The 26,602-nt window shown below is 56.1% G+C and carries 35 protein-coding genes and 1 tRNA gene; 15 read left to right on the top strand and 21 right to left on the bottom strand.

The features are described from left to right. Positions 1-8 precede the first annotated feature (8 nt). From HXY31_RS07900 to HXY31_RS07890, 3 genes are read left to right on the top strand one after another with little or no spacing between them, the layout of a single operon-like run. Complete coding sequence (locus HXY31_RS07900; protein ID WP_292641669.1) at positions 9-710, top strand: phosphoglycolate phosphatase; 702 nt, start codon at positions 9-11, stop codon at positions 708-710. Further along, the gene (gene argS, locus HXY31_RS07895) at positions 707-1,852 is read left to right on the top strand and encodes an arginine--tRNA ligase (RefSeq protein ID WP_292641667.1); all 1,146 of its coding nucleotides are present in this window, start codon (positions 707-709) and stop codon (positions 1,850-1,852) included. The genes HXY31_RS07900 and argS overlap by 4 nt, the downstream gene beginning before the upstream one ends. A 36-nt stretch (positions 1,853-1,888) precedes the next feature. Then, positions 1,889-2,599 (top strand): DALR anticodon-binding domain-containing protein, encoded by a 711-nt coding sequence (locus HXY31_RS07890; RefSeq protein ID WP_292641666.1) that lies wholly within the window; start codon positions 1,889-1,891, stop codon positions 2,597-2,599. Here HXY31_RS07890 and HXY31_RS07885 read toward each other — a convergent pair. Then, complete coding sequence (locus tag HXY31_RS07885) at positions 2,549-2,809, bottom strand: hypothetical protein (protein WP_292641663.1); 261 nt, start codon at positions 2,807-2,809, stop codon at positions 2,549-2,551. The two genes, HXY31_RS07890 and HXY31_RS07885, sit on opposite strands and share 51 nt — an antisense overlap. Before the next feature lie 103 nt (positions 2,810-2,912). On the opposite strand from HXY31_RS07885, the gene HXY31_RS07880 reads away from it, so the two are divergent. The 3 genes from HXY31_RS07880 (at position 2,913) to HXY31_RS07870 (ending at position 4,520) form a co-directional block, all read left to right on the top strand. Then, on the top strand, positions 2,913-3,731 hold the full coding sequence (locus HXY31_RS07880) for a tRNA (adenine-N1)-methyltransferase (protein WP_292641660.1): 819 nt from the start codon (positions 2,913-2,915) through the stop codon (positions 3,729-3,731). Positions 3,732-3,795: 64 nt separating this feature from the next. Beyond that, a complete protein-coding gene (locus HXY31_RS07875) occupies positions 3,796-4,335 on the top strand; it encodes a hypothetical protein (RefSeq protein ID WP_292641658.1) in 540 nt (179 codons plus the stop codon). Between the two features lie 32 nt (positions 4,336-4,367). Then, positions 4,368-4,520: a hypothetical protein gene (locus tag HXY31_RS07870; protein ID WP_292641655.1), complete on the top strand. Its 153-nt coding sequence runs from the start codon at positions 4,368-4,370 to the stop codon at positions 4,518-4,520. A 14-nt stretch (positions 4,521-4,534) separates the two neighbouring features. Here the strand turns inward: HXY31_RS07870 and HXY31_RS07865 are convergent, their stop codons facing one another. The 3 genes from HXY31_RS07865 to HXY31_RS07855 are packed head-to-tail and all read right to left on the bottom strand — an operon-like array spanning position 4,535 to position 6,463. Then, positions 4,535-5,032, bottom strand: a complete 498-nt coding sequence (locus tag HXY31_RS07865; protein WP_292641652.1) for a hypothetical protein — start codon at positions 5,030-5,032, stop codon at positions 4,535-4,537. Further along, the gene (locus HXY31_RS07860; protein WP_292641650.1) at positions 5,029-5,724 is read right to left on the bottom strand and encodes a hypothetical protein; all 696 of its coding nucleotides are present in this window, start codon (positions 5,722-5,724) and stop codon (positions 5,029-5,031) included. Before HXY31_RS07860 ends, HXY31_RS07865 begins: the two co-directional genes overlap by 4 nt. Before the next feature lie 28 nt (positions 5,725-5,752). Next, a complete protein-coding gene (locus HXY31_RS07855) occupies positions 5,753-6,463 on the bottom strand; it encodes a hypothetical protein (RefSeq protein WP_292641648.1) in 711 nt (236 codons plus the stop codon). 95 nt (positions 6,464-6,558) lie between these two features. Here HXY31_RS07855 and HXY31_RS07850 point away from each other — a divergent pair. Together HXY31_RS07850 and HXY31_RS07845 are read left to right on the top strand one after the other, a co-directional pair. Next, positions 6,559-6,651, top strand: a tRNA-Arg gene (locus tag HXY31_RS07850). A 51-nt stretch (positions 6,652-6,702) separates the two neighbouring features. Beyond that, positions 6,703-7,494, top strand: a complete 792-nt coding sequence (locus tag HXY31_RS07845) for a YhfC family glutamic-type intramembrane protease (RefSeq protein ID WP_292641645.1) — start codon at positions 6,703-6,705, stop codon at positions 7,492-7,494. Positions 7,495-7,593: 99 nt separating this feature from the next. On the opposite strand, the gene HXY31_RS07840 is transcribed toward HXY31_RS07845, so the two are convergent. After that, entirely contained in the window at positions 7,594-8,163 is a 570-nt protein-coding gene (locus HXY31_RS07840) for a CoA pyrophosphatase (RefSeq protein WP_292641642.1), read from the bottom strand. Between the two features lie 84 nt (positions 8,164-8,247). Here HXY31_RS07840 and HXY31_RS07835 point away from each other — a divergent pair, with 84 nt between their 5' ends. Continuing rightward, the gene (locus tag HXY31_RS07835; protein WP_292641640.1) at positions 8,248-9,009 is read left to right on the top strand and encodes a hypothetical protein; all 762 of its coding nucleotides are present in this window, start codon (positions 8,248-8,250) and stop codon (positions 9,007-9,009) included. On the opposite strand, the gene HXY31_RS07830 is transcribed toward HXY31_RS07835, so the two are convergent. The 5 genes from HXY31_RS07830 to HXY31_RS07810 all read right to left on the bottom strand — a co-directional run bounded on the left by HXY31_RS07830 (position 9,002) and on the right by HXY31_RS07810 (position 14,480). Continuing rightward, positions 9,002-9,784: an ABC transporter ATP-binding protein gene (locus tag HXY31_RS07830; RefSeq protein WP_292641638.1), complete on the bottom strand. Its 783-nt coding sequence runs from the start codon at positions 9,782-9,784 to the stop codon at positions 9,002-9,004. The genes HXY31_RS07835 and HXY31_RS07830 overlap by 8 nt on opposite strands. A 5-nt stretch (positions 9,785-9,789) precedes the next feature. After that, positions 9,790-10,356, bottom strand: coding sequence for a hypothetical protein (locus HXY31_RS07825; protein ID WP_292641637.1), 567 nt, complete (start codon positions 10,354-10,356; stop codon positions 9,790-9,792). Between the two features lie 41 nt (positions 10,357-10,397). Next, on the bottom strand, positions 10,398-12,899 hold the full coding sequence (locus tag HXY31_RS07820) for a dihydropteroate synthase (protein WP_292641634.1): 2,502 nt from the start codon (positions 12,897-12,899) through the stop codon (positions 10,398-10,400). A 108-nt stretch (positions 12,900-13,007) separates the two neighbouring features. Then, positions 13,008-13,499 carry a universal stress protein gene (locus HXY31_RS07815; protein ID WP_292641852.1) on the bottom strand — a complete coding sequence of 164 codons (492 nt, stop codon included), beginning with the start codon at positions 13,497-13,499 and terminating at the stop codon, positions 13,008-13,010. Positions 13,500-13,547: 48 nt separating this feature from the next. Beyond that, positions 13,548-14,480 (bottom strand): homocysteine S-methyltransferase family protein, encoded by a 933-nt coding sequence (locus HXY31_RS07810; protein WP_292641632.1) that lies wholly within the window; start codon positions 14,478-14,480, stop codon positions 13,548-13,550. A 117-nt stretch (positions 14,481-14,597) separates the two neighbouring features. Between HXY31_RS07810 and HXY31_RS07805 the strand changes: the two genes are divergently transcribed. Further along, positions 14,598-15,035 carry a hypothetical protein gene (locus HXY31_RS07805; RefSeq protein ID WP_292641629.1) on the top strand — a complete coding sequence of 146 codons (438 nt, stop codon included), beginning with the start codon at positions 14,598-14,600 and terminating at the stop codon, positions 15,033-15,035. A gap of 5 nt (positions 15,036-15,040) precedes the next feature. Here the strand turns inward: HXY31_RS07805 and HXY31_RS07800 are convergent, their stop codons facing one another. After that, positions 15,041-15,610: a hypothetical protein gene (locus tag HXY31_RS07800; RefSeq protein WP_292641627.1), complete on the bottom strand. Its 570-nt coding sequence runs from the start codon at positions 15,608-15,610 to the stop codon at positions 15,041-15,043. A 143-nt stretch (positions 15,611-15,753) separates the two neighbouring features. Here HXY31_RS07800 and HXY31_RS07795 point away from each other — a divergent pair, with 143 nt between their 5' ends. Then, positions 15,754-17,103 carry a dienelactone hydrolase family protein gene (locus HXY31_RS07795; protein ID WP_292641625.1) on the top strand — a complete coding sequence of 450 codons (1,350 nt, stop codon included), beginning with the start codon at positions 15,754-15,756 and terminating at the stop codon, positions 17,101-17,103. Positions 17,104-17,122: 19 nt separating this feature from the next. On the opposite strand, the gene asnS is transcribed toward HXY31_RS07795, so the two are convergent. Genes asnS through HXY31_RS07780 form a run of 3 tightly spaced genes read right to left on the bottom strand, consistent with a single transcriptional unit; the run spans position 17,123 to position 19,684 of the window. Further along, positions 17,123-18,421, bottom strand: coding sequence for an asparagine--tRNA ligase (gene asnS, locus HXY31_RS07790; RefSeq protein WP_292641622.1), 1,299 nt, complete (start codon positions 18,419-18,421; stop codon positions 17,123-17,125). A gap of 50 nt (positions 18,422-18,471) precedes the next feature. Further along, positions 18,472-18,849, bottom strand: a complete 378-nt coding sequence (locus tag HXY31_RS07785; protein WP_292641620.1) for a hypothetical protein — start codon at positions 18,847-18,849, stop codon at positions 18,472-18,474. Positions 18,850-18,886: 37 nt separating this feature from the next. After that, complete coding sequence (locus HXY31_RS07780) at positions 18,887-19,684, bottom strand: hypothetical protein (RefSeq protein ID WP_292641619.1); 798 nt, start codon at positions 19,682-19,684, stop codon at positions 18,887-18,889. 96 nt (positions 19,685-19,780) lie between these two features. Between HXY31_RS07780 and HXY31_RS07775 the strand changes: the two genes are divergently transcribed. Both HXY31_RS07775 and HXY31_RS07770 read left to right on the top strand, forming a co-directional pair. Continuing rightward, positions 19,781-20,353 carry an NUDIX hydrolase gene (locus HXY31_RS07775; RefSeq protein WP_292641617.1) on the top strand — a complete coding sequence of 191 codons (573 nt, stop codon included), beginning with the start codon at positions 19,781-19,783 and terminating at the stop codon, positions 20,351-20,353. Then, positions 20,340-21,380 (top strand): alcohol dehydrogenase catalytic domain-containing protein, encoded by a 1,041-nt coding sequence (locus HXY31_RS07770; protein ID WP_292641615.1) that lies wholly within the window; start codon positions 20,340-20,342, stop codon positions 21,378-21,380. The genes HXY31_RS07775 and HXY31_RS07770 overlap by 14 nt, the downstream gene beginning before the upstream one ends. Here HXY31_RS07770 and HXY31_RS07765 read toward each other — a convergent pair. The 3 genes from HXY31_RS07765 to HXY31_RS07755 are packed head-to-tail and all read right to left on the bottom strand — an operon-like array spanning position 21,377 to position 24,119. Continuing rightward, on the bottom strand, positions 21,377-22,399 hold the full coding sequence (locus HXY31_RS07765) for a hypothetical protein (RefSeq protein ID WP_292641613.1): 1,023 nt from the start codon (positions 22,397-22,399) through the stop codon (positions 21,377-21,379). The two genes, HXY31_RS07770 and HXY31_RS07765, sit on opposite strands and share 4 nt — an antisense overlap. Positions 22,400-22,455: 56 nt before the next feature. Beyond that, positions 22,456-22,773, bottom strand: coding sequence for a hypothetical protein (locus HXY31_RS07760; protein ID WP_292641610.1), 318 nt, complete (start codon positions 22,771-22,773; stop codon positions 22,456-22,458). A gap of 59 nt (positions 22,774-22,832) precedes the next feature. After that, the gene (locus tag HXY31_RS07755; protein ID WP_292641608.1) at positions 22,833-24,119 is read right to left on the bottom strand and encodes an SLC13 family permease; all 1,287 of its coding nucleotides are present in this window, start codon (positions 24,117-24,119) and stop codon (positions 22,833-22,835) included. Positions 24,120-24,206: 87 nt separating this feature from the next. On the opposite strand from HXY31_RS07755, the gene HXY31_RS07750 reads away from it, so the two are divergent. Next, entirely contained in the window at positions 24,207-24,443 is a 237-nt protein-coding gene (locus HXY31_RS07750) for a hypothetical protein (protein ID WP_292641606.1), read from the top strand. A 224-nt stretch (positions 24,444-24,667) separates the two neighbouring features. Beyond that, the gene (locus HXY31_RS07745) at positions 24,668-24,916 is read left to right on the top strand and encodes a hypothetical protein (RefSeq protein ID WP_292641604.1); all 249 of its coding nucleotides are present in this window, start codon (positions 24,668-24,670) and stop codon (positions 24,914-24,916) included. On the opposite strand, the gene HXY31_RS07740 is transcribed toward HXY31_RS07745, so the two are convergent. The 4 genes from HXY31_RS07740 to HXY31_RS07725 all read right to left on the bottom strand — a co-directional run bounded on the left by HXY31_RS07740 (position 24,913) and on the right by HXY31_RS07725 (position 26,574). Beyond that, positions 24,913-25,137: a hypothetical protein gene (locus HXY31_RS07740; RefSeq protein ID WP_292641601.1), complete on the bottom strand. Its 225-nt coding sequence runs from the start codon at positions 25,135-25,137 to the stop codon at positions 24,913-24,915. The genes HXY31_RS07745 and HXY31_RS07740 overlap by 4 nt on opposite strands. Positions 25,138-25,168: 31 nt before the next feature. Continuing rightward, positions 25,169-25,315 (bottom strand): hypothetical protein, encoded by a 147-nt coding sequence (locus tag HXY31_RS07735; protein WP_292641600.1) that lies wholly within the window; start codon positions 25,313-25,315, stop codon positions 25,169-25,171. A gap of 68 nt (positions 25,316-25,383) precedes the next feature. Further along, positions 25,384-25,947: a V4R domain-containing protein gene (locus tag HXY31_RS07730; RefSeq protein WP_292641598.1), complete on the bottom strand. Its 564-nt coding sequence runs from the start codon at positions 25,945-25,947 to the stop codon at positions 25,384-25,386. Positions 25,948-26,037: 90 nt separating this feature from the next. After that, on the bottom strand, positions 26,038-26,574 hold the full coding sequence (locus HXY31_RS07725) for a hypothetical protein (protein WP_292641596.1): 537 nt from the start codon (positions 26,572-26,574) through the stop codon (positions 26,038-26,040). Positions 26,575-26,602: the final 28 nt, after the last annotated feature.

The raw sequence follows: 26,602 nt of genomic DNA, 5'->3' as shown, positions 1-26,602 counted from the left end.
ACTCGCGGTTGGGCATCAAGGTCTTTGCAGTCGACATCGACGGCACCCTGACTGAGAACGGGGGCGGGGCGGTGAGCCTGTCTGCGCTGGCAAAGCTCAGATACCTCGACAAGCTGGGCTACAGCGTCATATACGTGACTGGCCGGTCGTCGATAGAGGCGTTTGTGCTTGCGGTGTTTGGCGGGACCACGCGCCTTGCAGTCGGCGAGAACGGGGGCGCCATCACCCTTGCGCCGCAGGAGCACAAACTACTTGCAAGCAGAGAAAAGTGCATGCAAGGCTATGAGATTTTGAAAAAGAGCCTTGACGGCGTGCAAGAAAAGCCAGTCTTTCCGAGGATGACCGAAGTGGTGATGCTCAGGACCTTTGACATCGCAGAAGGGCAAAAGATACTCGACGAGCACGGGCTGCAATTGTATTTGAACGACAGCAAGTACGCTTTTCACATAAACGAAAAGGGCGTGGACAAGGCGCTCGGGCTGAAAGAGGCATTGAAGATATTGAAGGCCGAGCCCGAAGAAACAGTCGCTATAGGCGACAGCGAAACAGACATCAAAATGTTTGAGCTGTGCGGGCACGGCATCGCGCTCGGGCACGCCGACGAGCACGTCAAGGCAAAGGCGTCGCACGTCGTTTCAGGGAAGGAAGGCGTCGGCCTTATTGAGGCCATTGATCACGTTGCGCTGAACTACCTGGGGGTAAAGGCATGACTTTTCGAAAGCTTGTAGAAGAGACCCGGCAGATAGTCGCCGACAGCCTTGCCGCTGCAGGCTACCCTTCGGTGCAGTTTGACGTTTCAGAGCCTCCTCGAAAAGAGTTTGGCGATCTCACCTGCAACGTGGCCTTTCCGCTTTCAAAGCAGCTGAAAAAGGCGCCTGCTAAAATCGCGGCAGAGCTAATCGAGTTCATAAAGCCCCTGATAAAGCCGGGCGCACTTGTCTTGTCGGTGGCGCCGCATCCTGCAGGCTATGTCAACTTTACGGCAAACCACGCGGCCCTTTCCACGTCGACGCTTTCAGGCGTGCTTTCAGACCCTGAAAAATACGGCCACATCGACGCCGGGCAGGGCCGGCGGATGGTAATTGAGCATACAAGCGTCAACCCCAACAAGGCGCTCCACGTAGGCCACATGAGAAACGTGATTTTAGGCGACACGCTGTACAGGATAATGAAGGCCACAAACCACAACACCACGGTCCTCAACTACGTCGACGACTCGGGGCTGCAAGTGGCAGACATCGTCATAGGCTTCAAGTTCGCAGGTTTTTCCCCCGAGCCTCCCCAAGGCCGCAAGTTCGACCAGTACTGCGGCGACGACGTGTACGTCAAGGTCAACCAGATGTACGAAAAGGACCCGTCGCTTGCAGAAAAGCGCAAGTTTGTGCTAAAGGAGATAGAGGAAGGAAAATCAGAGATTGCAAGGTTTGCCGCAGAGATAACCAAGCGCGTGCTTGACGAGCAATTGCAGACATGCTGGCGCCTGAAGGCGCGCTATGACATACTGAATTTCGAGTCGCAGATCGTGGTCTCAAAGATGTGGGAGAGGGCGTTTGAGCTCTTGAAAAAAGAGCGCCTCGTGAAATTCGAGGAGGAGGGCAAGAACAGGGGCTGCTGGGTGATAGAGGCAGAAGGCGAGGAGGACAAGGTGGTGGTGCGGAGCGACGGCACGGCAACCTACGTCGCAAAGGACATTCCTTATGCCGCGTGGAAGCTCGGGCTCGTCGGCGACCCGTTCCGCTACGTCGAGTACGGGAGGCAGTGGGACGACTCGACGCTCCATGCAACTACGCTTGCGCAGGGCAAAGCCGGCGTCTTTTCCGGCGCGGACAGGGTCGTGACCATCATCGATTAGCGGCAGGCGCGCCTCCAGCGCATCATCTCGCAGGTCTTGGGCAAGATCGGAACCAGCGCAAATTACCAGCACCTGGGCTACGAGGCAGTGACATTGTCTGCCAACACAGCCAAGGCACTTGGCATCGACATCGGCGACAGGCAGTTCATACACATGTCCGGCAGGAAAGGCATCTACGTCGGCGCCGATTACGTGCTTGACCACCTGAAGGCAAAGGCAAAAGAAGAGGTGCGGACCCGCAACCCCGAATTTTCAGACGAGGAGCTCAATTCAGTGGCAGAAGAAATAGCGATTTCTGCCATCCGCTACAACATGGTCAAACAAGATTTGGACAAGATAATCACCTTTGACATCACAGAATCCATGAGCCTTGAAGGCGACACGGGGCCGTATCTTCAATATGCCTATGCCCGGTCGCAGCGCATACTGGAAAAGGCCGGGGTCGAGGCGCCTTCGACAGCGAGGTTCGAGCTTTTGAGCCACGAGGCCGAAATTGCGCTGATAAAAGAGATTGCCAAGCTGGACCTTGTGGTAGAAGACGCCGCAAAATCGTTGTCGCCAAAGGCGCTTGCCCGCTACTCGTACAACCTTGCCACCGTGTTCAGTTTATTCTATGAAAAGGTGCCGGTCATAAAAGAGCCTGACAGGGAAAAGATGCTTGCGAGGCTTGCGCTTGTCAGGGCGTTTGGAATAGCGCTAAGAAACGCGCTGTCGCTCCTTGGGGTGACTGCGCTCGACAAGATGTAGCCTTGCCGCTTCTCGTGTCATCCTTCCTTTTTCGCCGTGGTACTGCGGCCTGGTGCGCAGGTTCTTTCTGCAGCAGGGGCACTTGTTGTCTGGCATGCCGACAAAAATGGCCGTGTCGCATATCGTGCAGACCTTCATCCCCTTGGCATAGTCTATCTTTTTTGTCGGCACAAACCGCGGGTGTCTCTTGCACAGGCCCCTGCAGGACAACGCCTCAAAAAACGCCCGGGGCAAGTTAACCCTTGTGCAAAATTGCACTAGAGACTGAATCCATTAGATTGATTTTTATCCAGTACTTCTCGCTACCCCTTCTGTGAAGATAGAGGAAGGCTCGTACGTGCTCCTTTTCCACACGTCGCGCAAAAAGTGGCTCACAAAAGTGACGCCGGACAAAAAGATGCACACGCACCTTGGCATAATCGACGTGGGGGCGACGATTGGCATGGAGTACGGGTCGGTGATAAGGACGACAGAAGGCAAGGTCGTTTTCCTGATAGAGCCTACCATCCACGACTTTATCATGAAGTCAGAGCGCAGGACGCAGATCGTTTATCCAAAAGACCTCGGCTTTATCGCCGCCAGGACCGGGATGAAAAACGGCTCGAAAATCCTTGAGATTGGCACCGGCAGCGGCGCGACCGCGACTTTCTTTGCAAGCATCGTAAAACCCGAGGGCCACGTCTACACTTTTGACGTCAACCCAGACTTTATGGAGATTGCCAAGCGCAACCTGGAGAAGGCCGGAGTCGCGCAATTTGTGACAATGAACCACCACGACCCGCACCAGGGCGTCGACGTCAGGGATGCAGACATTGCCATAGTCGACCTCGGCGACCCTTGGACCGTGCTTGACGTCGTCCACGATGCGCTGAAAGGCAGCGGCGCTTTTGTGGCGATATGCCCTACTGCAAACCAGATAGAAAAGACCGCGACTGAATTGAAAAAGAGCGGCTTTGTCGACGTCGAAAGCATCGAGCTTTTGATAAGGCAGATGGAGGCGCGGGAAGGCATGACCCGGCCGTCGATGAGGATGATAGGGCACACGACGTATCTCGTGTTTGCAAGAAAGGTGCAGAAAAAGGCAGAAGTGCCTGTAGAGGACGAGTCTGAAGAAGAAGGCGACGAGGAATAATCCGCGTACATTGCATTGCGCTGTACACATAGTCGATATTAGCGCCGCTTAGGTTTTCATGCGCATGGAAAGACCGCAGGTTATAACGTCAAGCGCGTGGTCGGCAAGGTTCATGACTGCAGCAATAGTGCAGGGCGCGGCCATAGTGGCCCTGACTGCCGTGCTGGTACTGGGGCAGACGTCTTTTATGAAGCCCGAGGTGTCAAGGGTGATAGCGGCGGGAGGCGCTGGAACATGGTTCACGTTTGGGTTTGTGATATACATAGTAGTCGGCGTGGTAGGCGTCGCCGTCTCGGCGCTTTTCTACCAGTCGCTTGGAAATAGGGTGCCGAAGGTCCTTGGCTGGCTGCACCTTGTCCTCATGAACGCAGGGGTGGCCGCAGCAGCCGGGATGATGATGTACGCAGGGTATGTCGGCGGAGCTGCTGCACTGCCTGAAGCAGTGGGCGGAGCCGGCTTTAATCAGGGGCAGGTGCACGGGCTCATCGTCCCGTTTGTGGAGCCGATAGGTGCCTCAATTCTGGTCCTGCTGGCAGGCGTGCTTGCCGGCGGCGCAGGCTACCTGATGGCCTACAGAAGGTCGTCAGGCGACAAAACTACTTAATATTCTGGCTGGAGCGGATAGGTGGAGTCGGAATGCAGAAGGGGTTGGTATCTGAGAACACAAAGGAGATTGTAAAGAACCTGTACACGTCGGGGATACCCGAGGAATTTGTTGCGATGCAGGTAGACCTTGAAATCCCGGTGGTCATACAGATCCTGAAAGAAGCGGGCGTTTACAGGGAATAAGGCGCGCCTCAATCTTACGAACAAAATCCTCTATCGATATATTGTATGGCTCTGTCGCTTCCTTGAATTACGTCGACAAAGCCCGTGCCCTCGCCATAAGATATGGTGCACCGCAATCTCACGTCAAGCACTTTGCCGTCCAATGCTGTTACAATCCACAAACTCGGGTTCTCGTACCTGATCAGATGCAGGTTTGCCTTGTACTCGTCTAGGCTGAATATCGTATGAGGCGACCCGATATAGGATATTGTCAGTGCAGGAATGGTGTCATTGATGTTGCCCTTGTCGTCATAGACTACAAAGTCATCCCTATTCTGAAGTCCCACCTGAGCAAACGGATATTTTTTCAGAAAAGCCTGTACGGCGTCCAGTTCGTTTGACTTGTGGACAAGATCCTGTTCTTCGGCTGACGCCGGCATGATTAACCTTGAGGCTTGCGGATTTGGAGCGTAAGCGAAAAGGACGACAATTAGCACGCCTGCGAAAAAGCCCGCAAGTACGGGTGCCATCATTTAATGTTCCATCTCTGTTTCAATATCTCGGCAGAGGTTGAAGTTGCGCAGTACGGCCTGCCGTCAGGGCGAGCTACAAGCTCAAACTCATCTCCGCATGCTACTTCTTCTGCCCGCACGCCGGCTTTCATCTGATGCAGCGGGGGAATAATGCCATCTTTTGTCCTGACTACGTCTTGTACAAGCGTCTCCGCCATGCAGCTCTCTGGCACATCAGATCCCCTATAGGGTTCGTTGGTGAGGAAATCCGGCCAGGCGATATCTATTACCTGGGAGCCGGAAAATGGAATTGAGAACATTCTGAAACAGTCAGAGTCGAAATATGAAGCAGCGATTTCTTGACCATTGGATAAGAATATCGGTTCGGCGATGTCTGCCTCTGGAGCGTCCGCATTGACATTAGGATAGTTCTTTGGAAACATAATTTCCAGTGTGCCGTTGCCGGTAACGCTTGCTTGAAAATCATGAGGATATTCCACATTCTTCATGCTAAATTGCTCGACAGTTCCGTTAATTGCACGGTAGTGGACCTTGAAAATCTGATACGGGTCAGGCGGCCCCGAGTTTACAAGGCCGTTGACTGCATAATGTGTCTGCCATTCTTGAGACGCACTTGCAGATGCCGGCAAGATGAATGATGTGAGCATGGTAAACACCAGTAAATGGACGATGACTAACTTGGGGCCAATCAACAAAGTCGTCGCCAGCCGCCCTCACAAATCATGCAGGTATCGTCACTCCCCATCGCTGTATCAATTCTGTAGCCGAGGATCGCGTAACGCAAAATGGTTTACCGTCAGGATGCACGACGAGTCGATATTCATTATTCAAATAGCCGTCCCCGCATAGAACGTCTTCAGCCTTTACTCCTGCCTTGAACTGTTGCAATGGAGAGATCGTGCCATCTTTTCTGGTAGGCACGTTAACTATTGTCTCAGGCGTACAACTATCCGGAACGTCATCGCCGTAATGAGGTTCTGCTACTGCTAGATACGGCCACGCCAGCCCGATTTCGGCACTCTCTGAGAATGGTATAGAGAAAACAAAGAAGCAATCAGTTACTTCGGCTGGTGTCGCCTCCGGCAATGTTTCCATGCCGTTGACGAAAAGCAATGGCTGCACCCCAGGTTCATTGATGAATTCATTGGTGTAAGGATAGTTTCTTGGGTATCTGATTTCCAGTATCCCGTCATGAGCACTGGTCACATTTGCTGAAAACCAGCTTTCTCCGGCATGCAATTCTTCAACTGCCCCGTTTATGGCTCTGGCATGTATTTTGAATACCTGATCAGGTCGAGGTGGATCTGAATACAGGAATCTGCCCACGCCGTAGGCTGTTTTCCATTCGCTTTCGGAAGCATATACAGGAAGGATCGGCAGGACTAATAGCATCGCTGCAAGAGCGATAATTGATTTCCTGTCCCCCGCCAATCACGCCTGCTTCAAGATTCTCGTATGATAATTTTGTGGAGTCTGCCTACACCGATACCATCTTTCATATATGCCGTTATGCGAGCACCTACTTGGGGCCCGTCGCCTAGTCAGGATAGGGTGCTAATCTGAGAAAGAGCGCATGCCTCCGAAGCTAGTTGTCGTGGGATCGAAGCCCACCGGGCCCGCTAATCCCATTAAAAGGGAGCATTTTAAACGATAGACGCCAATAGCTGTGCGTGTCAGGGGCCATACCGGATGCGACGATTGCCTTTCTTGCCATATCCACTGCAATCGCGTTTGGCCTGCCAATAGGGCTTCTTGCATACTACAGGCTGAGGCACAGGATAGCCCTGATTGTCGCAGGTTCGGGAGCTGCAGTCTGGCTGGCTTTTGCGCTGGGCCTTGAAGGCGCATTACATACAGTCGTCCTGCCGCTGATAGACCCGGGGTCCCAGCCTTTTGTCTTTGGGGCGTACGGCGCGCTTGCCGCCGGCGTGTTTGAAGAAGTCGGGCGCTACGTGGCGCTCTCGTTTTTCCTGAAAACAAGGAGGCAGTGGAAGGACGGCATGGCCTTTGGCATCGGCCACGGGGGCGCAGAGTCGATAGTGATAGCGGCCCTGCCGTTTTCCCAGCTCCTGGTCCTTGCCATGATGATAAACAGCGGCACGTTTGCCCAAGTTGAAGGGCTCCTGCCAGAAGAGGCCTCGTCCGCGATAAGGCAGAGCCTGCCTGCCACCGACCCGTACCTCTTTCTTGTGGGCGGCATGGAGAGGGTTTTTGCGATTTCAGTCCACATCGCCCTTTCAATGGTGGTCCTCTACGGGCTGGCAACAGGAAAAGGCATCCGGTTCCTCCTCATAGCCATCGCATTCCACGCGGGGGTCGACTTTCTACCCGCGCTCTACCAGGCAGGCGTCGTGGACCTTGCACTAACCGAGGCGATGGTCGGAGTTTTTGCCGGCGCAAGCCTGTTTGTCATCTACCTGGCAAGAAAAAAGTGGCCGGCCTCGTCTGCCGCCGCGCCCTGACCGACATTCTCGCTGGAACAAGACGTATAACCGTGGGCGCAGGATTATTCCACGCTCAAATGATGACCTGTTATCCAGGGGAGCGCAGCGATGACCACCTTACGACGGTCTGATGAGTACTTCGTGCAACTGCTTCAGTATGCGCGCAGTCGCGCCCCAGATGACGTTGCTTTCAAACTTGAACCTGACTGCTGTCTTTGAAAACCTAAAGTGCTCCCTGTCAGGCTCCATCGTCCCAAGCGTCTCGATGAGGGGCGCGTCCAGCACCCCTGCGACCTCGTCCTGCGCGATTCGCAATTTCGGCAGCCTGTCCTGCACGGTAACAAACGGCACGATAAAGTGGTTCGACGTCATGGTCCTGACTGGCTGCAGCGCGCCGGCGACGTCGCCGGGCCCAAACGCAAGCCCTATCTCCTCTTCGGTTTCACGCAAAGCCGTGTGCATAAGCGTGAGGTCGCTCTGTGTGAACCTGCCGCCTGGAAACGAGATCTCGCCCCTGTGCATCTTCAGGTTCTCGCGCCTCTTTGTAAGCAGGACGCACGGCTTACTGTCGCCGTAATGGATTATTGCAAGGACCGCGGCCGGCGTCGCAGGTGCGGCGTCCTGCGCGGCAAACGTCTTTTTCTCAAGCACGCCTTCCAGCGCCCGCAAAAGCTCGTCCTTGCGCACGGTGGAGCTTGGAGATGGCGGTTAAATTCCGTTGCGGCTTACCTTTGCATTTAATAATGCCGGACAACGCTTGGATGCCAAGCGATGAAGATAGCGTACGAGCTGAACCCACCCCGCATTGCAGATGACGGCCGGTTCGACCACAGGCGCCTTGAAAAGGGCATGGAGGTTCTGAGAAAGCGCACGTCGCTTCTCAAAAGGCACGCAGGCGGCGTGCACCTCACAGACTCGGTCCTTGGCGTTCCGCGCGTCTCTGGCGTTGCAGCGGCTGCTCACATCAGAAAGGCTGCAGGCGGCCTGAAAATATCGTGCAGCCTCAGGACAAGCGACAGGAACGTGATAACGCTCTCGCAGGCCGCAGTCGACGCTGTTATGGCAGATGTGGACAGCTTGCTACTCTTGATGGGCGACGCGCCAACCGACGGCCGCGCGTCGGGCTTGAAGCCGTCGCAGGCACTTTCCATGCTGCGCAATCAGGGATTTGACCGCAAGCTGAAGCTCGACCTGTCGTTTCCTGCAAAAATCACCGACAGGTCGTCGCCTGCAATACAGGCCAAACTTGCAGCCAGGCCGCGCGCGTTTGTGACGCAGTCCATATCGTCGCTTTCCGACCTTGCAGAAATCGTCGACCTTGCAAAGCAGAACGGCATCAAAGTCACCGCCTGCATCATGGCGCCTTCCGAAAAGAACGCCCAGTCTGCGAGGATGATAGGGCTTGACTGGTCCGGCTACGAAAAAGAACCGGCAGAGTTTGTGAAAAAGGCCGGCAGGATTGCGGGAAGCGTGCTCCTCACGTCGCCTGGAAGCTTCAAGGCCGGACTTCAGCTGCTAAAAGAGCTCAGCTGACCTCGTCGCCTTTTGCTATCTCGCCCTTTAATTGTTCGAGAACCTGCCGCTGGAACGGGCGCAGGCCCTCGTCCTCCGGGAGCCGGGGCCTCCTGTAGTCGATGGGTATCTCTTTTTTCACCGTGCCCGGCCTTTTTGTAAAGACGACGACCTTGTCGCCCAGGCACACCGACTCGGTGATGTTGTGCGTGATGAACACTATGGTCTTTTTCGTCCTCGCCCAGATCAGTTGCAATTCGACAAGCAAGAGGTCGCGGGTCTGGCTGTCCAAAGACGCAAACGGCTCGTCCATCAAGAGCACTTCAGGATCGATTGCAAGCGAGCGCGCAATCGCGACGCGCTGCTTCATGCCGCCCGACAATTGATACGTGTACGCGTCTGCAAACTTTGTGAGCTGCATCATATCCAGGTACTGCATCGCAATCTCTGAGCGCTTTTCCTTGCCGAGGCCCTTTACCATCAGCCCGAACTCGACGTTGTCCTGCACCTTGAGCCAGGGGAACAGCGCGTTTTCCTGGAACACCATTATCCTGTCCGGGCCGGTCTCAGACACCGGCCTGCCGTCAAGTATGACCTCACCCTCGCTTGGCTTGTCAAGCCCGGCAAGTATGTTGAGAAGTGTGGATTTTCCGCAGCCAGACGGGCCCACTATGGATACAAACTGGCCGTCCTCGATAGAGAGGTTGATGTTTTTGATTGCGCTTACTTCCTGCACCTGGCCTCCCTGCACCGTCGTAAAGTGCTTGCCGATGTTCCTTGCCTCAAGCTTTGCCATCTTGATCACTTTAGGTCGCTCAGGTCGCCGTACTGCTTCATCTTTTGCGTCCGGCGCCTGTCAAGAACTATCAAAGCGCCGCCTGCAACCAGCACGGCTATTCCTGCCATCACTATGAACGACGCAACAGCGCTTGACGCTATCGTAGAAGTGCCTACAAGCTCTGCAATCGTCTCGGGGTCGCCTATTATGGCCGAGACCTGGACCGCGCTGTCAGACGAAGAATTTAGCACTGCAAGAGTATAGTTGCCTGCGCTCTGGGCCGCAAACTGCTCGCTGTAAAACGGCAGGTCTATCTCCCTCTCCACCACCGTGTCGCCCGACGGGTCGGTCACCCTTATCGTGGCTGCAACCGGGTTTTCCTCGTAGCCTGGAAATGCGACAAAGTATGCGCCCTGCGTACCGCCGATGCCTTGCACCACCTCAAAAGAGTCCCGGGGCGCGATGCTGTGGACGCCGGTCCTTTCTATTTCTGCGAGGAACTCGGAGACATAGTACAAGCTTGCAGCAAGGCCTGCCGCAACGATGGCGCCGCCCGCCAAAAGAAGCACGTAGCCCCTCTGCAACCGCAATTTACCCTGAATATGGCCCACAATGATATAATCTTACGGGCTCACAGAGTAAAGTACTCGGCGTCCGGGTGGTGCACCACTATTGCGGCAGTCGACTGGTCCGGGACAATCTGGCCCGATTCTGTGAGCGTCATGCCAGACTTTTCAGGCTGCAGTATCTTCCAAACAAGCTGGTGCTGCATCACGTCGGGGCAGCTCGGGTATCCCCAGCTGTAGCGCAGACCACGCTTCTCGCCTATGCCGAGCTCCTTTCTTATCCTGGCGTTTACCCACTCTGCCATCGCCTCGGCAGTCTCGACTGCAAGCCCGTGCAGGTAGTAGGCGTCGGTGTAACGGTCCTCTTTGTTCCACCTGTCGATTATCTCCGTTACTTTATTGCCGACAGTCACCGCCTGGAACGCGACGACGTCGTCCTGCCCGAAATAGTCTGCAAGGCAAAGGTGCTTTTCTTTTGACGAGCGCGGGAATTCGAACACCGCCTGCCCGTCAGGCAGGTCTACTGCGAGCCTTCCCGGCCCCGGCCTGTCCATCGTAAGGTTGTGGCAGCGGAAGTAGCCATAGACTGCCCTTGGTTCAAACAATTTCTCTTTTATCACCCTGCGCGTCCACTCCTCGAACAGCTTTTCCGGGTCGCTCTCGCTTGCGCCCTTGCCCCTCACCCCCCACTGGAGCACGAAAAGCGACTTTTTGCTGATGTACTTCCATACGTCGTGAAGGTCAAAGTCGTCAAGCCTCACCTGCCTGTTTACGTGGGGTGGCACCGGTGGCGCGACCGGCTTTATGCCGCTGTACGGGATTGAAGCAGTGTCTGCGACGGCTTCCTTTTCCGTCCACTTTTCCAGCTTTTGCCTCCACTGGCCGACAAACTGGCCGCGCTCTTTGGACGCTAGCGCGTTCATCACCTTCAGCCCGTCAAACGCGGTCTTGCAGTAAAATACCCCGGGTTCGTATATCCCGCCGTCTTTTGCAATCCTGTTGATGTAGTTGCTGTTGATTGCAGCCCCGCCGCACAGCACCGGGATTGCGATATTGTTCTGCCTTGCATGCTCTACAAAGTACTGCATCTGCTTTGACGTCGAGACGAGCAGCGCCGAGAGCCCCAGCGCGTCCGGCTTTACTTCGTCGATTTTTTCAAGTATCTTTTGCATGGGCACCTGCTTGCCAAGGTCATAAACGGTGTAGCCGTTGTTTGTGAAAATCGTCTTTACAAGGTTCTTGCCGATGTCGTGCACGTCGCCGTAGACGGTGCAAAGCACGAGCTTGCCCTTGCTCACCCCTTCCTGCTTTATCAGGTATTTTTCAAGCTCTGCAACTGCCGCCTTCATGCACTCTGCCGACTTTAGCACAAAAGGTAGTATCAGCTCGCCTGCGCCAAACTTGTCGCCCACTTCCTTCATCGCAGGAAGCAGGACTTCATTGAGCGTGCTGACTGCAGCCTGGTGCGCGGCTTCCCTTGGCGCCTCAAGCACTATCCTGCCTTCCTTGCGCGTTACCCTGCCGCCTGCAGTCCTGTCGGCTATTGCCTGGACCACGTCGTCTTCTATGCCGTCCTTCAGGCGGTTGAGGATGCGAAAGTAGCAGCGCTTCTCCGCCGGCCACGTCGGGTCGACTTCGATGCGCTTGCTTGCTCCGCTTGCGACTTTTCCCTTTTCGCCTTCAAAGTACGCGATGAGGTCTGCAAGCGCGTTAGGGTGGCTGTTGAATATCAGGTCCTCTGCAAGCTTTTTCTGCTGCGCGTCAATCTCCGGGTAGGGTATGATGTCCTTGGCATTTATTATCACGGTGTCAAGCCCTGCCTTGATGGCGTGGTACAGGAACACCGAGTTCACCACTTTGCGCGCGCCTGCCGGCAGCCCAAAGCTGACATTTGAGAGCCCGAGCGTGGTAAACGACTCGGGAAAGCGCTCCTTGACCTTCCTTATGCCTTCAAGCGTGTTTTTCGCAGAGTCGACAAACTCCTGCTCGCCTGTGGCAAGCGTGAAAGTGAGCACGTCGAATATGAACTGCCACGGCTCAAGGCCGTACTTTTTTCCTGTGTCAAACAGCAGCTGTGCAGTCTCTACTTTTTCCTGCGCCGTTTTTGCCATGCCCTTTGGGCCTATGCACATGGCGATTGCGGGAAGCCCGTACCTTGCCATGATAGGCGCAAGCGCGGAAAACCGCGAGCCGTCGCCTTCAAGGTTTATGGAATTGATGATGGGTCTTCCGGGTATCTGCTCGACTGCGGCCTCTATCACCTTCGGGTCAGTCGAGTCTATGACAAGGGGCGCGTCAATCTCGAGGCTCAGGCGCTTGACCAGCTTTTTCATGAACGCAAGCTCGTCTGCGCGCTCTGTGGTAGCTACGCACACGTCGAGGCAGTGCGCCCCGTCTTCCACCTGCGCCCTTGCAAGGTCGACAAGCCCGTCAAAGTCGTCGCTCAGCACCAGCTCCTTGGCTTTTTTAGACCCCTGCGTGTTCAGTCGCTCGCCTATTATGAGCGGCGGAGGCTGCTGCCTGATGTCCACTGCCTTGAGCGCAGAACTGACCCGGGGTACCTTCAAACAGAGGCTTATCGCAAAATCAGGTATATTTGCTATTCATAGGCGCTCTTTCGCATAGTTCGACAGATACTCCGAGTCGCTCCGGAAAACCGCGTTGCATTTTGCGGGTCAGTGCACTATCGTGGCAGGGCACGGCGACTTTTCAAGCACCTCCCTTGAGACGCTTCCCATCTTTAGCATCTTGGCAAGCCCGCTGTGACCGACGCTGCCAAGAACGACAAGGTCGCAGCTCTCCTCCTTAGCTACTTCAAGAATCCTGTCTGCAGGCCTGCCGCCAACCCGGATGAGGTATCGCATCGCAGGCGCCCCTGCGCCGACCTCTTCGGCTATCCTCTTTGCATACCTCTCCATCTGGGCTACCAGGTCCTGCTCGTACTCGCCAAGCTCTGTCTCCTTTCCTTCTTTCTTGCGCCTTTCTTCCTCCTCCTTCCACCTGCCGGTCCCGAATGCCTGCTCAAGCGCCATGCGGGTGCTCAATTCTTCGATGACGTGAAGCACTATCACCTCGTTTTTAGAAGACATGACCCCTGACAGGGTCATAGCGTGCCTCAGCGCCTTTGCGGAAGGCTCTGAAAAGTCAAAGGGCACAAGGATCTTCATGACCACGCCTTGCATGAAATTTCGTGACCATAGGCTATAAGCGTGATCTTAGCGGCCGTCCAGAACCTTTCTCAGCTGAGCGATGTGCGCCGGCGTCGTCCCGCAGCAGCCGCCAACCACGCGCACGTGTTCATAGCCGACAAACTCTGTCATCTTGTCCGCAATCTCGCCCGGCTCCATCTTGTATACCGCTTTTCCGCCCTCGTTGTGCGGCATGCCCGCGTTTGGCATGACAAGTATCGGCAGGTCCTGCTCTGCAAGCCACCTGACGCTAGGCGACATCTCTGCCGGTCCCGTCGAGCAGTTGAGCCCGAAAAAGTCGATGCCCATGCCGCTCACAGTCGTATATGCGGCCTGCACACTTGTGCCAAGCAGCATCTTGCCGTACTGGTCAAGTGTCACGTTTGCGATTATCGGGACTTTTTTGCCGGTCTTTTCCATCGCCGCATGGCACGCCTCTATCGCAAGCTTGACTTCAAGTATGTCCTGGCTTGTCTCTATCAAAAGCGCGTCGACTCCTCCAAGTATCAGCCCTTCTGCCTGCAGCGCAAAGGCTTCGCGGATTTCTGCAAGCGGCTTTTGCCCGAGGTCCGGATCGTTTGAGCTTGGCAGGAACCCCGTCGGCCCCATAGAGCCTATCACGTAGCGGTTCTCAAACTCGTCGGCGGCCTGCCTTGCAAGCTCGGCAGCCTTTCTGTTAAACTCTACAGTCCTGTCGCCGTATCCGTACTCGTCAAGCTTTAGCTTGTTTGAGCCAAAGGTGTTGGTCTCTATGCAGTCGGCCCCGGCCTTCAGGTAGCTTTTGTGGATCTGCTTTATCCATTCAGGCCTTGTCAGGACCAGCCCGTCGTTAAAGCCGTCCTTGCTGTCCGGGAAATCCTCCGGTTTGGGATTGAGCTTCTGGATCTCAGTCCCCATCGCCCCGTCGAACAAAAGCACACGCTTTTTTGCGGCTTCTGCAAACGGCTCTTTTAAAGGCAACACGCAGCAGAGGGGATAGAACCAATTTAACGGTTGCCCGCAGTGAAAAATAAACAAAGAAAGCAACATCTCTTGACACCCTGCCTCTAAACCGCGCCGGGAAATCCCGAGGGCATGATGACTTCAGTAATTCAGGAAACACCATCACAGACAACCGACATTCCACCACACGTTCTCATTGTAGGCAAAAAGAACGCGCTTGACTACATTGCGCCCGCGCTTTTCAGGATAGGCACGCTTGGAGAGCTCCTCATAAAGGCAAAGGGCAGCCTCAGCATAGTGACTGCGGTCAACGTGGCCGAGATGGTCAAGCACGACGTGGCGGGGCTTGAGACCCAGCCGATAAGGATAGGAACAAGCGAGTTTGTCGCTGATGGGATCACAAGGCGCGTCTCTTTCATAGAGATACACCTCACAAGGCCCAAGCCCGAGCCGGCGCTGCCAAGCATGCCGGCGCTTGCGTCGCCGCCAGCCCTTGAAGCCCCGAAAAAGAAGGCTGCAAGGAAAAAGGCCGCGACCAGAAAGAGGACTGTCCGCAAAAAGGCGGACGCCTAGTATTTTTAGCTTGTCCGCCCGCCGCCAAACACGGCAAGGATGCTTGACACCATCATGCCGGCGGTGTAGGCGGACCCGAGCTGCGCAAACTCGGGGATAAAGTGGAGCGAGAAAAACGCTCCAAGCGCCGCAGTCCCGCCGTACTGCGACAGCTTTTTCAGAAACGTCTTTTGGCTGTTTACCGGCGCAAGCAGCATCCCGAGTATCCACGTGCCAAAGAGCCAGATCATGGTCTTTTCAGCCACGAGGTCCGGCGCGATGAATGCGACTGCAAAGTACATCACAGTCACCATGAAATCTGCGCCCATCATCCTGCCAAATATGGCGTCAAACGACTTTAGCCGGACTATGTAGTGGCCAAAGATAAAGCCCATCAGCGCGACTGCCGCCGCGCTGCCGCCCACGTACGCTGCGTTTTCGCCGCATGCAAAAAGCGCCCTCGGGTCGGCGCTCCCGCACATGACGTGCGTGGCGACTATCACCATGAGGACGGTCTTTATCACGACGCTTGCGACTATGAGGAGGGCCTTGTGCTGCCGCTCCAGCGGCCGCTCCTTCGCTGCGTCTCTTGGCATGTCGGGTACGTCAATGGCCGGCCTACTTAAGGCTTGGTTGGCAAGATACATTCATCCCGGCTGTGTAGGGTAGAGCTCTATTCTAGAGGCTTCCTCCATGACTTTTGGAAATATTTTTACTCGATGTTGGCACTTCATTATCAATGAAGTGGGTTAGCAGACGTTATGCAACTCCCCGCTTGGCAGGCTACACCTGTGCAGTACTTTTGGCGACAATCCTGGTGGCCGCCGCGGGCGCAAGTGCACCCGCATACGGCCAGATGTCCGACGAGATCAGGACAAACCCTGCGGTGGACGTTCGCGTATCTGCGTCCACGGTCAGCGTGCAGGGACCGGCGGCAAGCGTGTTCCGGGGGCAGATAGCAAGCGTGCAGCTTGAAGATGGGAACCCTGCATGGATACAGTCAGGCATCTGGGTGATGAGGATCCTGCAGGCAGGCGACGAGTCAGAGCCGCCCCGCGTACAGCTGGTGGCGCGCTTTGTGATGGTGATGCCCGACGGCAACGCCATGCACAGCCACAGCGTGTACAACTTTGACGTGGCAAGCTCTTCTGTCGACGAGGCGACTTCGACGCACACGTTTGAAGGGACCGCGACTGTGACCATGAGGGACGGGCCCGTGTCAGGCGTCCCCCTGACTGTCACCATATCCAACAACGCGGTCATGGCGATGCAGATAGGCCCCGAGCTGATAGACTCGCACTTTGGCACAGGGCCCGTGTACGGCGTGCTTTCGTCCGCGTCGCGTGAGCTGATAGAGCGCATCGACGTTGGCGCGCTGCACCGCAACAACACGTCAAGCTCTGAAGTGCGGGCCGAGATGGTGAACTATTACGCCAACGTGTCAGGCTACCTGGTACAGCCGGCGGAAGCCGAGGGCAAGCTCCCTGCGGTGGTGGTGATACACGAAAACCGCGGGCTCAACGACTTTGTCAAGGGCGCGGCCGAAAACCTGGCAAAGGAAGGGTACGTGGTCTTGGCGGCAGACCTTTACAACGGAAGGGTCACGGACAGCCAGGACGAGGCACGAATGCTCTCCTCGGAGGTGAGGAACAACACCGGCGTCGCGCTTGAGAACCTCAACGCGGCAGTAGCATACCTTGCAGCCCTTGACAGCGTGGACGGCTCTCGTATTGCATCACTGGGCTGGTGCTTTGGCGGCGGGTACTCGCTCCAGCTGGCACTCAACGCGGACAGTCCCCTGGCTGCGACTGTGATATACTACGGGACGCCGCTTGTGACCGACCAGCAGCAACTCTCGAGCATAACCTGGCCGGTGCTCGGCGTATTCGGGTCGGAAGACCCGGCCATTAGCGTCGAGTCGGTGAACCAGTTCAAGGCGGCCCTTGACGCCAACGGCACGCCAAACGAGATCTATGTCTACGAAGGTGTGGGCCACGCGTTTGCCAACCCGTCAAACGCCGGCCACGCGCCTGAAGAGACTGCAGACGCGTGGGAAAAGACGCTCAACTTTTTGGGCGAGCACGTGTAGGGCTCACGCCCTACTTTTTTCACGGCTCTACGCGTGACATGGTCCTTGGGAACAGCACCGTGTCCTTGATGTCCTCGACGTTTGCTATCCACCGCACCAGCCGCTCGATGCCAAGCCCAAAGCCGCCGTGCGGGACCGAGCCGTACCGGCGCAGATCGAGGTACCACTCGTACGCCGCAGGATCGAGACCCTCTTTTCTCATCCTGTTTATTATCGAATTGATGTCGTCTTCCCTCTGGCCGCCGGAGGTTATCTCCCCAAAGCCCCTCGGGGCAAGCATGTCTGCAGTCAGCCCGACACCGGGATGCTCGGGGTCTTCCTTGACGTAGAACGGCTTGACTGCTATTGGGTATCCGACGACAAACACGGGCCTGTCGGCGTCCTTTGTCAGCTCGCGCTCTGAGTCTATCGACAGGTCGTCGCCAAACTGGATGTCGCGTCTTTTGCCGCTGTCTTCTGTCACCTGAAAGCCCCTTGACCGGAGAGTTTCTATAGCCCTGCCATAAGGCAGGCGCTCAAACGGCGGCTCGACTTTTTTCAGCTCTGACACGTCGCGCTTTAGCAGAGCAAGCTCTTCTGCACGCTCTTTGACAGTGCTCTGAATTACATAGGACACCAGCTGCTCCTCTGCCTTCAAAATGTCCTCAAGCGCCACCCAGGGTGCCTCTGCCTCAAGGTGCGAAAATTCTGCAAGGTGCCTGACAGTCCTTGACTTTTCTGCCCGGAACGACGGCGTGAGGCTCCACACCGGACCCAGAGAAAATATCATCGCTTCAAGGTACAGCTGCGCCGACTGCGACAGGTAGGCGTCCTGGTCAAAGTAGCGCAGCTTGAAAAGGGTCGAGCCTCCTTCGACTGCGCCCTTGACTATGGTGGGCGCGGTGACTTCCATCCAGCCGTTTTCTACAAACCAGCTCCGGCCAAAGTGCAAGACCGACGCGCGTATCTTGGCGATTGCTATCATCCTGCGCGTCCTGAGCGCAAGGTGGCGCTTGTCGAGCAAAAGCTCGTCGCTCTGGTACTCGCCTATCGGGTATTCGGCTGCAACGTTGTAGACTTTCAGCTGCTCGCCTTTTATCTCGTAGCCGCCTTCCGGCGCCCTCTCGTCCCTGCTGACCGTGCCCGTCACCTCGATGGACGACTCGATGGTCAGGCTTGCGACCCTGTCTGCTGGGAACACGCACTGGATGACGCCTCCCCTGTCGTCGCGCAAGAGTATGAACGCGCGCTCTTTTTGCTTGCGGAGCCTGTGCACCCAGCCGCGGATTGTTACTTCTTTGCCGGAAAAGCTCTCCGACTTGATGTCGCCTGCGCGCATTGGTGGATTTGTGCGAGACAGATTATTATAATTTTTTAAAAAAAGAAGGGTCAGGGCGTCCTTGTGCCCTTGCCCCTGACAAAGAACGCCGCCGCGACTCCACCGAATATGGCGCCCAGCACTCCTAAGAACACCCACGTCTGGCCTGCCTGCGTCGCAAGGAGCGACGTGCCCGAGCCCTCGGGATCGTTGCCGTACTGGGTCTTCTCCGCGCTCTTTACCCTCTCGATTGCTAGGATGGCGTTTTCCGTGCACTGCGCCCTAGGTATGCTGTACTCGTCGCACTTTTGCAGCTGCTCCTCTGAAGGGGCGGTGGTCGGGTTGCCTCCGACCCCGTACTGCGCGTGCGCCTGCTGCGCAGGGCCGGCGATTGCCAAGAAAAGTCCGGCCGCTGCGAGCAGCGCTATCTGCTTTCTTTTTGCGTCCATGCAATAACTATGGGAGGCGCTCTGGATAATCCTGCGTTCAGGACGCGGCGTCGTGCGCCTGTTCTGGTTCCAGAACGCGCCCTGCAGAGCGGTACCTTGCGACGACGTAGGCCACAAACCCCATGACTACTGCCGCAGAAAAGAGCAAGCCGGTCATGACCGGCTCGGCTATCCCAGAGGGGCTTCCCGCCGCGACCACCTTTTCGTGGGAAATCTCTGCAGACTCTTCAAGAGTCGGCCTGCTTGCTTCCCAGTCGTAAGGGGCGACAGGCGCCGGCACAAGCGACGACTGCTGCGAGTACTGGGATAGGAACCCGCCTGCCGCTACAAACACGGCAACTGCCGCTATCCCGGGCGCAAGCATGTGGAGCAGGGTCTGTCTCTCGCCGGCCTTGGCGTTTTGCGCCCTCTCTATGAGGCTGAACCTCCACATCCTCCACGCTTCGACCCACAGGACTGCAGCCGCCGCTGCAGGCACAGCCACGCCGTAAATGCTCATGTTCGAAATGTTGAACGCTGCGTAAAGAACTGCGACTGCCGAAAACACCGAGGCGTAGAACGCAAGACGCGGGACTGAAAACCTGCCAAAGTTGACGTACGAGTCAAGCGCCTTCACCCTGACCTTCCTTGTCACAAAGACCCTGCCGTGCCTGTCCTTTGAGACAAGCCCCATGCCGGCCAGCTTTTCTATCTGGTAGTCTGCCACGCTCGGGCTTGAAAGGCCCAGGTCCCTCTGGACCTCCCTGATGCCGGCGGGCTCCTTTTTGCGCTGGAGGTAAAGGTAGACCTGCAGGGTCCTGCCAGAGAGCTTGCGCTCGATGTCCGGGCTTTCCACGGTGGTTCTGTGCGCGACGCGGATTTAAGGGGAACTCCCCTGCGGGGCTGTTCTGGCAGTAGAACATTATAATTGCGCCCGATGCCAGCAGAGGCGTTGGCAAGGGGCTGGAAGCGCCTTTCAAGGAAAAAGGTGTACGAGGCAAGGGACGGCGACACGGTCTACATGGAGCTTTTCCAGGACGAGCTGCAGACCCCGAAGGGGAAAAAGATGCGCTACACGCACTACAGCTCGTCTGACGTCGTCGTGGTAGTCCCGTTCCTTGACGAAAAGAGGCTTGTCATGATAAGGCAGTACAGGTATCCGCTGGACAAAGTGATGATAGAGTTCCCGGCAGGCCACGTGGAAAAAAGCGAGAGCCCGCTTGCGACTGCGCGGCGCGAGCTTGCCGAGGAGACCGGCTACAGGGCAGAAAAGGTAGAGCACGTCTATGACTACCACCCGTCGGTCAGCAAGTCGAGGCAGACGGTCCACGTGTACAGGGCGACTGGCCTGAAAAACGGCAAGACCGACCACGACGGCACCGAGGACATACGCGTGGAAATAGTGAACATCGGCAAGCTTGAAAAAATGATAGCAGAGAGAAAGGTGGAAAACGCCGGCACGCTTGTCGCATACCTGCTGTGCTGCGCAGGAATGAAGATAAACGGCAAGGGTGCCAGTAAGTGACATGAAGGCGATGGTGCTTGACAGGTGCGCGCCCATAGAGACGCGGCCGCTGAAGCTGAGGACGCTTGCAAACCCTGAAATAAAAAACAGGAACGACCTTTTCATAGAGATAGAGGCGTGCGGGGTCTGCAGGTCGAACCTCCACATGATAGAAGGCGACTGGAAGGACAGGGGCTCGCCTTCCGTGCTTCCCGTGGTGCCGGGGCACGAGGTGGTGGGCGTGGTCAAGAAGGCCGGCGCCGGCGCCCGCAGGATAAAACAGGGCGACAGGGTCGGGATTCAGCCGCTTTTCAGCTCGTGCCTGAAGTGCGGGTACTGCAAGTCAGGCAAGGAACACCTGTGCGACGACGCCGAGATAACGGGCGAGAGCGTGCAGGGCGGATACGCCGAGTTCATCGTCGCCAGCGAAGACTTTGTGACGCCGATACCTGACAGCATCGACTCGCCGCACGCCGCGCCCCTTTTCTGCCCCGGGATAACCGCGTACAAGGCAGTCAAGGCAAGCGAGCCGGCAAAAGGCAGGTCCGTTGGCATATTCGGCGTGGGAGGCGTCGGGCACCTTGCCGTGCAGCTGGCGAAGATGGAAGGCTCGCGCGTTGTGGCGATATCGAGGGCAAAAAAGCACCTCGACCTTGCAAAAAAGCTTGGCGCCGACAATGCAGTCGCATATCAGGACTCGCCGGACCAGTTTGTCAAGCAGCTCAAGAAGGAAGAGGGGCTCTTGGACAGCGCAATAGTGTTTGCGCCTTCTGAAAACGCCATAGATGCGGCAATAAAGTCGGTCAAAAAGGGCGGGCTTGTAGTCGTCGGCGTCGTGGGCAACATACCCAACTTTTCTGCCTTTGACGAAAAGACTGTCAGGGGCACTGTGATAGGCTCAAGGCAGGACATGGCCGACCTGGTAAAGGTAGCTTCTGAAAGCTCGCTCAAAGTAGTCATAGAGACGCACAGGCTTGCAGAGGCAAACGAGGTGCTGGCGCGCCTGAAAAACTCGGAAGTAGAGGCGCGCGCAGTGCTCGTGCCCTAGGTTATCCTAAGCACCTTTCGCGCGGCAAGGCCTGCACCTATTGCGCCTGCCGCGGCGAGGCCTGCAACAAACGGCGGGAACTCGGGCGCGACTGCCGCCCCCGTTATCGATATCTCGTGCACGCTGTGGCTGTAGTCGAGCCTCACGATGGTCTGCTCGTCCTGCGACGTGGTGTCGCTTATGACGACGACGTCTTGTGCCGGCCTGCCGTCTACCATGACCGTGTAGGGGCCTTCAAGCGCCCAGCTTGCAGGAACTATGGTCACGCCCTTTTTGTCCTCGCTCCCTGCCACAGTAAAGGAGATTGTCTTGGACTCCTCGTCAAAAGAAAAGTCGCTTATGTCAGAGGAGCTTTCAAGCGCGATTTCCACAGGATTTCCTGCAACCGTTATCGGGTAGGTGGTGCGCTCAAGCCCAAGCGACCTTGACACAAAAGAGCCTACCTGCACCGGCTTTCCATCCAGCCTTGCAGTCTGCACCGACTGCTCAAAGGCAGGAAGGTAGTCTTCGTATTTCTCGGCAGACGTCACGGAATACGCAAGGACTGCAATCTGCGACTGCGTCGGCATTATGTACACCTTTGATTTGGCGTAATTACCGTCAGAAGCGCACTCTTTCACGTTTTCAATCGCGTTGACGCCCTGCATCGTGACGTATCTGGTGGACAGCGTCTTGCAACCATAGTCCGACTCGTCGTCGGCAGCGTCTGATATCATGCCTTCAAGCCCCGACCTTTTCATCACGACTGCCATCATGGACACTTCGGGCCATCCTGCCATGCCCCCGTCTTCAAGCACGCCGTCAGGCGAGACGAGGGGCGAGCCGAGGTAGTCTATGCCAGTCCACCCGTCCGGGAACTCGACTGTAAGGAACGAGGAAGGGTCGGTGTACCTACCTGCTATGGTGTCAGTCGCAGTCAGCGTCGGGCCCTGGAACTCTTCGCCCCGGGCCTGGAGCATGCTAAAGGACATGAAAATTACCACCATCAGCGCCAGCACCATGATAGTCTTGAGCTTCATCTACACGCGTCATGCCAGCATATTTCATAACGGGTTGTACGTTCGCAGAAATACATCTAGGCAAGCGCGCTTATTCGCTCAGACGCCATCTCGACCTTCAGGCTCTTTATCAGGCCCCTGTCAAGGCCGATTGAAATGCCCTCGCCCGGCGCAAGCCGGCGCAGAAACTCGCTTTCCACCCAGACAGTCACGCCTGCGTGGTCGCTTGCCTCAAACTGCCCGCCCGGCTCCCTGCCGTCTGCCGCCCTGACCCTGAGGATGAACACGGACCCGCGCTTTGCGCGGAAAATGTCGCGGTAGACTATGACGTTTGGCCTCTTCATCTTCCTTATGAGGTACCTTGCAGCATCAGGCGAGACGGTTATGCGAACCACGGCGGGTTTTAGTGACTGCGCTATTAAAGCCCCGGCAAGTCTATTTTCGCACGTACGCCCTAGAGCACGAAATAGATGAACGCGTAGTAGATTGCGATATTTGCAACGGTGATTATGCTGCCTATCTTTGAAAACTCGACAAACGAAAACGCGCGCATGCCCCGCGTTTCGGCTGCTTCGATGACGATCACGTTGCTCGCCGCGCCAAGTATAGTCAGGTTGCCTGCGACAGTGCTTGCTGCAGCGAGCATCAGCCACTGCGCGACGTGCTCCTGCCCAAAGCCGCTGTCAATCATCACAAAGTCGTACAGCGAGACAAACGGCACGTTGCTGAGGACCTGGCTGAGCGCGAGGCTTGCCGCGGTTATGACGCTCAGGCTCTGCGCCTCGTCTGCTGGGCTTGGGTCAGGGAGCCAGCCGGTGATTATCCCTATTGCGCCTGACTGCCACATCGACGACGTGACTATGAACATGCCCGCAAAGAACACCAGAACAGAATAATCCACGTGTTTCAAAAGCTGCGTCCGCTCTGACGAAAGGGCGTAGAGCGCGGCCGCTCCAAGCATCGCGACTATGCTGATGCTGAATTGCGCTATCTGGTAAACATGCAGGAGCTCTGACAGCAAAAAGCCAGCAAGCGTGGCTATCGTTATGTATATCGCGATTTTTGCTTGCCTCGGGTCCGGGATGCTCTCGCCACTTACAACTTCAGCTGCAACAGGCGCGTACTGCAGCTTTTGCGGAAGCTCCTTTCTGAAATACAGCTTCAAGATAAAATAGGTGACAAAGAGGTTTGCAACAGTCGGGGCTGCCAGGTAAAAGAGAAACGTCCGAAACGGCAGGTCAAAGCCGCTGTCTATGGCTATTAGCAAGTTCTGGGGGTTTCCAATAGGCGTCATGACGCTCCCAACCGTTATGCCAAACGCAAGCGCAAGCAAAAGAACCGCAGGCTTGATTCCTGCGTGTTTTGCGACGTGGATTGCAAGCGGTATCCCGAGAAGCGCGATGGTGTCGTTTACAAGAAAAGCCGAGAGCACACCCATCCCGACCACAAAGGCCATCAGGAGCTGCGAAGGCGTCCTTGCCCACGACAGCATCTTCATGGCTATCATCTTTAGCACGCCGGCCCTCTCCAGCGCCGAGACAATGCTGAACATGCCAAAGAGAAACGCAATCACCTCCAGGTTGACTGCGTCGTAGGCGCCCTGGATTGACGTGACCTGCAGGCCGACCATAAGCGCTGCCCCAATGAGCATCGCGACCCATATCGGCACCCCAAAGCGCCTGCGGCCTATTATCAGGACGTACACCGCCGCAAACACCGCAAGGGCGACGTACTCCTGCATAGCCGTGGGGCTATGAGACGTGGCTATAACCTTTCCTGACCAGCTTGCGTAAATACGAGTTGCGCGATAAATAGGCAGGTGGACCGGTTGTCCGACAAATCGCTCTGGGAACTGAAAGAGGCAGCGAAGTGGTCAAGCAACCCTCAGGAAAAGAAGGAGGCCATCAAAAGACTGTCGGCGCGGGGCGTAGAGGCGCTGCCGTCGCTTGAGGAGATAATGAGAGTCACGGCCTACGACGACATCAAGGCAGCGTGCATCGACGCGATAAGATCAGCAAGCAGCGAAGGGAAGGCGCAGGTAAAACTTGCAGACCTTCCTCCCTGAATTTTTTAGCTCTCCAGCCTGCGCTGTATCACTTCGTGGCCGGTCGTCTGCCTGTGCTTCACTGCCAAGTCCTCTTCGATGAACTCTTTGTCGCACGGCCTGCAGTGGAACGACTCTTTCATGACAAGTACCGGAAAGCCATATTTTAAAAGACTTGCGCGATGTTAAGCATCGCTGCACCATGTTCAGTGCCCTTTTTATTTTATGGGCGCCATTTCACTTTCATGAACATCGCTGAGACCGAGGTCCGCTCAATCATAGTTGCAAAAACCTGCGGGTGCAAGGATTCAAAGAAGATAGCCTACGCGTTTACAGACCAGTACCATTCCCTTTGCCTTGGCAAGAGGGACGTCATCATGGCAGAGATTGACGCGTGCGAGCGTCTGCTGAAATACGCGCAGGACGAGTCTGACAGGCGCGTGGTTGAAAAAGAGATAGCAGAGCTCCGCATGGCCCTTGACCTCATGCCCTAGAGGAACCGGCCGAGCACCTTTGTAAAGAGAAAGAACGTCCCTATCGAAGGCGGTACGAGCCCTAGCATAAAGTAGTTGGGGCCCTCGCTTGCGGGTATGCCAAGCTCCTTTATCATGATGATGACTCCAAAGAACGAGATTAGAAGCGTGACTGCAAAGAACAGCGCGGCGCCTATCATTATCCCGAGCACCCGGAGGTCGTGGCTTTTTGCAGCCTGCACGCAGATACGTCCTGCGCATCCTATATTAGACTTACCTGCAAAAGATGAGGCCCTTTATCTCCTTCTTGTCGTAGTAGATGTTGCAGCCGTCGCAGAACCACACGTCGATGTCTCCAAGCCTTGTTACCATGACCTTGTTCCGGAGGTCGCTTGCGCATTCCAGGCATCTGAATCCCATGGCGCTCCAAATGCGCGCTTGGGTCTTAAGGTGCAGGTCTGCACGATAATGCACTGCAATTGGTTGCATTACCTGTTCCTTCGGGTCACCAGAAACTCGCAGGCGTGGGCGCCGCTTGCCATGCACCTTGTCTCTATGCAGGCATGGCCCTCGCCAAGCAGTCCCTCCGCAATGCCTGCAAGCAGGCCGGCGATAAAGAAGCACCGGGGAGTCTCCCACTTCTTTTTCTTGCCCGTCTTTGCAAAAAAGTTGTCCTCGACTGTAACCCTGAGGTCGCCGGCAAGCTTGCCTGCTGCAAGCGTGAAAGGGGCGGCCTTGAACCTGCCCCAGCCGGCCATCAGCCCGTACGATTCTAAGAACTTGACTGCCTGCTGGACATCCTGTATCGATTCTCTGGCCTTTCCTCCAACCGACGTGCCGTACTTTAATCCCATCTGGAAAAGTATCACAGACCAGCCCTCGTTTAATGTATCATATAGCCCGTCCTGCAGCGCGTCCCAGAACTCCTCGTTGGTGAGAATCGCCTTGCAGCCAAACACCTTGTCCTGCGTCTTGTTTGCTTTTGGATCGAAATCGAAATACTCGTTCAGGTAGACGCTTTCAGGTACGCGCGAAACGTCTTCCTTGGGCACCGGATACTTTGCATGCAGGAAATAATTAAATAAATTGGAACAATTTTTCAGGCAGGAGTCGCATTTTAGAAAATACGCTGCGCGTTTTGCTCATTCCTGGACGTCTATGACCAGGACGTCTTCGCGCACGCTGAACGTGACCCTGGAGGCAAGCCCCTCAAGCGTCGGCGAAAGGAACTCCTTCAGGAGCATCGACCACTTCCTGCCCATGTTGTGGTGGATAGTTATGCTCCTCTGGCCGTCCTCAAAGTCGTCGCGGTACGGGAAATTCGAGTCCCTGGCCCATGCAAGGAAGGTGTTCAGAAACGACTGGAGCGTGAACTTGCCGGCCATCATGTAGACAAGGTCCTCAAAGTCAGACTTGAGCGGACCCCTTGCCAGGATGGCTATCTCCTCTTCGCGCAGCGCGCCCAGCATCCCGCGAATCGTCTTCCTTGGGAGCGAGATGAATCCCGCGTTGTTGGCGGCAAGCTGGAAGTCGAAGAACAGGTCCAGGATGTGGTTTGCCATCACGTTCACGCTGACCTTTTTGATCTTTGCCTCTTTTCTGAGCCGGTCTATTTTTTCAGCAGGTATCCTAAAAGCTACTACGTCCGTCTTACGGGCCACCTCACCCGCGCGGTACAACAGCGCAAGATAGCCCGCTAATTATAAG

This window comes from Nitrososphaera sp., from assembly GCF_013388945.1.
Classification (GTDB): Archaea; Thermoproteota; Nitrososphaeria; order Nitrososphaerales; family Nitrososphaeraceae; genus Nitrososphaera.
The sequence above is the reverse complement of the archived record's forward strand: the minus strand, read 5'-3'. Positions and strand labels throughout refer to the sequence as shown.